The organism is Bradyrhizobium sp., assembly GCF_035570375.1.
Taxonomy (GTDB): domain Bacteria; phylum Pseudomonadota; class Alphaproteobacteria; order Rhizobiales; family Xanthobacteraceae; genus Bradyrhizobium.
The window spans coordinates 1-4,341 of sequence record NZ_DATMLW010000254.1 but is presented as its reverse complement, the minus strand read 5'-3'; the positions used below and the strand labels follow the sequence as shown (position 1 = coordinate 4,341).

Here is a 4,341-nt window from a genome sequence, read left to right as displayed (position 1 = left end):
ATCGAGCGCGCCGATATCGACGGCAAGAACCGCAAGGTCATCGTGCCGGTCGGAAACACTCATACTCCGAAACAGCTCATTCTCGAGAAGGCGAGCGGCAAGCTCTATTGGTGTGACCGCGAGGGCATGCGTGTCATGCGGTGCAATCTCGACGGGTCTCGGATCGAGACACTCATTGAAGCGGGATGCGGCGACGTCGACCGCCGGGATCCGACCAAGTGGTGCGTCGGGCTGACCATCGATCCGAAGCTCGGACGGATCTATTGGACTCAAAAGGGTCCCGACAATGCCGGCCTCGGCCGCATCTTCCGCGCCAACGTCGAAATTCCCAAAGGACAGACCGCAACAAATCGCTCGGATATCGAAGTCTTCTTCGATCATCTGCCCGAGCCGATCGACCTCGAACTCGACCTCAAGAATCGCGTTCTGTACTGGACCGATCGAGGTGACCCGCCGCGCGGCAACACCGTGAACCGGGCCTCGATCGATAACAAACCTGCTGAGCCAGAGATCGTGGTGAACCATCTGATGGAAGGGATCGGAATTGCGCTCGATGTACCGGGCGACCGCATGTTCGTGACCGATTTCGCCGGCTCGGTCTACTCCGCGCGGCTCAATGGATCCGGCGAGCGCAGCTTCCTCTATGGCCAGGGCAACCTCACCGGCATCGCATACGCCGAAATCCCGAAGGAGACCTGATATGTCGCAAAACAAGCCCATTCGCCGGATAGCCATTATTGGCACAGGCGTCATCGGCGCGAGCTGGACCTCGCTGTTTCTCGCCAAGGGACTGCAGGTCGTCGCGACGGACGTTGCGCCGAACGCGGAAGCCGGCTTAAGGAATTTCGTTGAGGCAGCCTGGCCGGCGCTCAAGCGATTGGGCCTCTCGCCCGCAGCGTCGCAGTCGAACCTGAAGTTCACGGCCGCGCTCGCGCAAGCGGTCGACGGCGTCGATCTCGTCCAGGAGAACGGGCCCGAGCGGATCGAGTTCAAGCAGAAGCTCTATGGACAGCTGGACGAGCTGTTGGCGCCCGACGTGATCATCGCGTCGAGCTCATCGGGGCTCACCATGAGCGAAATCCAGAAGGGCGCCGCGGCCCATCCCGAGCGCTGCGTCATCGCCCATCCGTTCAATCCGCCGCACCTGATCCCGCTGGTTGAGATCGTCGGTGGGGCAAAGACCTCGGAAGCCACAATCCAGCGCGCCGCGGAATTTTACACCTCGATTGGGCAACGGACGGTGCGCCTCAACAAGGAAATGCCAGGGCATGTCGCCAACCGTCTGCAGGCGGCGCTGGCCCGCGAGGTGTACTACCTTGTCTCGGAAGGCGTGGTGAGCGCCGCCGACGTCGACACCGCGCTGTGCTGGGGCCCGGGCCTTCGGTGGGGCGTCATGGGCAATCTGATGCTCAACCATCTCGGCGGCGGTCCGGGTGGTATCGAACACTTCTTCCAGCAGTTCACGGGTCCAATGACCGCCTGGTGGAAGACGCTCGGTTCGCCGGTGCTGACTCCGGACGTGCAAAAGACGCTCATCGACAGTGTACATGCCGAGGCCGGATCGCGCTCGATCGATCAGCTAGCGGCAGAGCGCGACGAGGTTCTGCTCGGCCTGATTGAGCTGCGTAAAAAGGCAGCCACGTCGGCTCAAACGAAATCGACGGCCGCCTAGGAGCGAGCCGCCGCCGGCAAGATCGATCAATCAAACTCACAACTTATTCCGGCTTTCGAGCCGAAGCATCAGGAGCTCCGAATGCCCACCGCACCCGCAGCAAGCAGGCCCGCGACGCCGAAGCCGTTACCGGCACCAAATAGCGACTTCTACGAGGTCTACGAGACCTTGAGTGCCAACGAACTCGCGACGGTGAAACGGGTGCGCGCTTTCATGGAAACGAAGGTCGCGCCTGTCATCACAGACTATTGGGTGAACGATGCTTTTCCGTTCGAATTGCTGCCGGCGATCAAGGAGTTGGGCATCGGTGGGCTTGCAATGCAGGGCTACGGCTGCGCAGGTGGAAGCTTGGCACTGTTGGGCTTTGTTCAGATGGAGCTCGCACGCGTCGACCCATCGGTCGCGACCTTCATTGGCGTGCATGTCGGCCTGGCGATGGGCTCCATCTACATCGACGGATCGGAAGAGCAGAAGCAGAAATGGCTGCCGCCGATGGCACGCTTCGAGAAGATCGGCTGTTTCGGCCTGACGGAGCCGCTGGTTGGCTCGGGCGCCAGCGGCGGCCTGCTGACGACGGCGAAGCGCGAGGGCGACACCTGGATCCTGAATGGCGAGAAGCGCTGGATCGGCAATGCGCCGTGGTGCGACCTCTCCATCATCTGGGCGCGCGATCTCGGCGATAATCAGGTGAAAGGCTTCATCGTCGAGAACAAATCGACGCCCGGCTTCAGTGTCGAGAAGATCGAGAACAAGATTGCGCTCAAGGTGGTCCAGAACGGCCATATCACGCTGAAGGATGTTCGCGTGCCGGAAACGAATCGTCTCCAGGGCGGCAGTTCATTCCGCGACACCGCGAAGGTACTGAAGATGACGCGCTTCGCCGTGGCGTGGATGGCGACTGGATGCGCGATGGGCGCTTATGAGACCGCGCTGAAGTATAGCCAGGAGCGCTTGCAGTTTGGCAAGCCGATCGCGTCGTTCCAGCTGGTCCAAGACCTTCTCGCCAAAATGATCGCCAATATCACGGCTTCGCAGTGCCTGATCGTGCGCCAGGCGCAACTGCATGCCGAAGGCAAGCTGACGGACGCCCATGCCGCGCTTGCCAAGGCGTTCGCTACGGCCAAATGCCGCGAGACGGTTGCCTGGGCCCGTGAGTTGATCGGCGGCAACGGAATCGTTGCCGACTACAAGGCGGCACGCTTCTTCGCGGATTGTGAAGCGCTGTACTCCTACGAAGGTACATATCAGATGCAGAATCTGATCATCGGCAAGGCTGTCACTGGCATCGGCGCCTTCGCGTGATCTCTCAACGCACCGGCGCGACCGCGCCGGCCGCCACAATCCAGGAGATATGACCATGGCGTCCGGAGCCACATCATTCACGCCTTCGCCGGCAACCGTGCCGGATTCGTTACCCAGAGCGGCATTGGTGCTTGCGAATGTCCTGTACGAGAAGAAGGGTGCGATCGCCTACGTGACGATCAACCGGCCCAAAGTGCTCAACGCGCTCAACACGCCGACCTGGACGGATCTGCGCGCCGCGTTCGAGGATGCCAGGACCGACGCGTCTGTGCGCGGCGTGATTCTCACCGGCGCTGGCGACAAGGCTTTCATCGCCGGCGCCGACATCAGCGAACTCGCAAATGTTGGTGCTTACGATGCGGAAGAGTCCAGCCGGTTTGGGCAGGGCGTGTTGGACCTTATCGAAAACCTCGGCAAGCCGGTAATCGCGGCGATCAATGGCTTTGCGCTTGGCGGCGGCTGCGAGACGGCGATGGCTTGCACGATGAGGATCGCAGCCGAGCACGCCAAGTTTGGGCAGCCCGAGGTCAAGCTCGGGCTGGTGCCAGGCGGCGGCGGAACGCAACGTTTGCCGCGGCTGGTGGGAAAGGGTCGTGCGTTACAGCTGATCCTCACGGGCGAGACAATTTCTGCGCAGGAAGCCTATCGCATCGGTCTCGTCAATGAAGTCGTGTCGGCCGCCGGCCTGATTGACCGCGCCGAGACAATTCTGAAGCAGATCGCGGCCAACGCTCCGATCGCGGTGAAGTTCTCTCTGGAGGCCGCGAACAAGGGGCTTGAGACCGGTCAAAGCGAAGGCCTCGCCCTGGAAGCATCCTACTTCGGCATTTGCGCCGCCACCGACGACAAGAAGGAAGGCACCTCCGCCTTCCTGGAAAAGCGTGCACCGAAGTTCCTCGGCCGGTGAAACAGACTGCACGCGGCGACTTGGAAAGGACAGCCATGGCTAGCGACAACATTTTTTCCGGACTGAAAGTGGTGGATCTGGCGAGCTTCATCGCCGGTCCCAGCGCGGCGGTGATCCTGTCGGACTTCGGTGCTGACGTCATCAAGGTGGAGCCGCCGAGCGGCGAATTGTGGCGGCATGCCAACCACCTGCCGCCGCAGCCGGTCGCGGAAGATGCCTATCCCTGGCATCTTGCCAATCGCAACAAGCGAGGTATGGCGCTTGATCTGAAGTCTCCAAGCGCGCAGCAGGTCCTCGAAAGGCTCGTCAAATGGGCTGATGTTCTCGTCGTCAACACGCCGCATCCGGCACGTGCCCGGTTGAAGCTTGAATATGAAGACGTGGTGAAGTGGAATCCGCGTTTGATCTATGCGGACATCTCGGGCTTCGGCGACAAGGGGCCCGACGCGGACCTTCCGGG

General features: G+C 61.5%; 5 protein-coding genes. All 5 read left to right on the top strand.

The window, feature by feature from the left end; genetic code table 11:
• Positions 1 to 699 (top strand): 3-hydroxyacyl-CoA dehydrogenase (locus tag VNX23_RS28040; protein ID WP_325634823.1); only part of this gene is annotated, 699 nt, incomplete at its 5' end.
• Position 700: 1 nt separating this feature from the next.
• Positions 701 to 1,672, top strand: coding sequence for a 3-hydroxyacyl-CoA dehydrogenase NAD-binding domain-containing protein (locus VNX23_RS28035; protein ID WP_325634822.1), 972 nt, complete (start codon positions 701 to 703; stop codon positions 1,670 to 1,672).
• An 81-nt stretch (positions 1,673 to 1,753) separates the two neighbouring features.
• A complete protein-coding gene (locus VNX23_RS28030) occupies positions 1,754 to 2,974 on the top strand; it encodes an acyl-CoA dehydrogenase family protein (protein ID WP_325634821.1) in 1,221 nt (406 codons plus the stop codon).
• A 55-nt stretch (positions 2,975 to 3,029) separates the two neighbouring features.
• Positions 3,030 to 3,881, top strand: coding sequence for an enoyl-CoA hydratase-related protein (locus tag VNX23_RS28025; RefSeq protein WP_325634820.1), 852 nt, complete (start codon positions 3,030 to 3,032; stop codon positions 3,879 to 3,881).
• 35 nt (positions 3,882 to 3,916) lie between these two features.
• A partial coding sequence (locus VNX23_RS28020) for a CoA transferase (protein ID WP_325634819.1) occupies positions 3,917 to 4,341 on the top strand: 425 nt, incomplete at its 3' end.

Excerpts from the sequence above, each read along its gene's own strand:
- VNX23_RS28025 (WP_325634820.1), top strand. The coding sequence starts at position 3,030 with ATGGCGTCCGGAGCCACATCATTCACGCCTTCGCCGGCAACCGTGCCG.
- VNX23_RS28030 (WP_325634821.1), top strand. The coding sequence starts at position 1,754 with ATGCCCACCGCACCCGCAGCAAGCAGGCCCGCGACGCCGAAGCCGTTA.
- VNX23_RS28035 (WP_325634822.1), top strand. The coding sequence starts at position 701 with ATGTCGCAAAACAAGCCCATTCGCCGGATAGCCATTATTGGCACAGGC.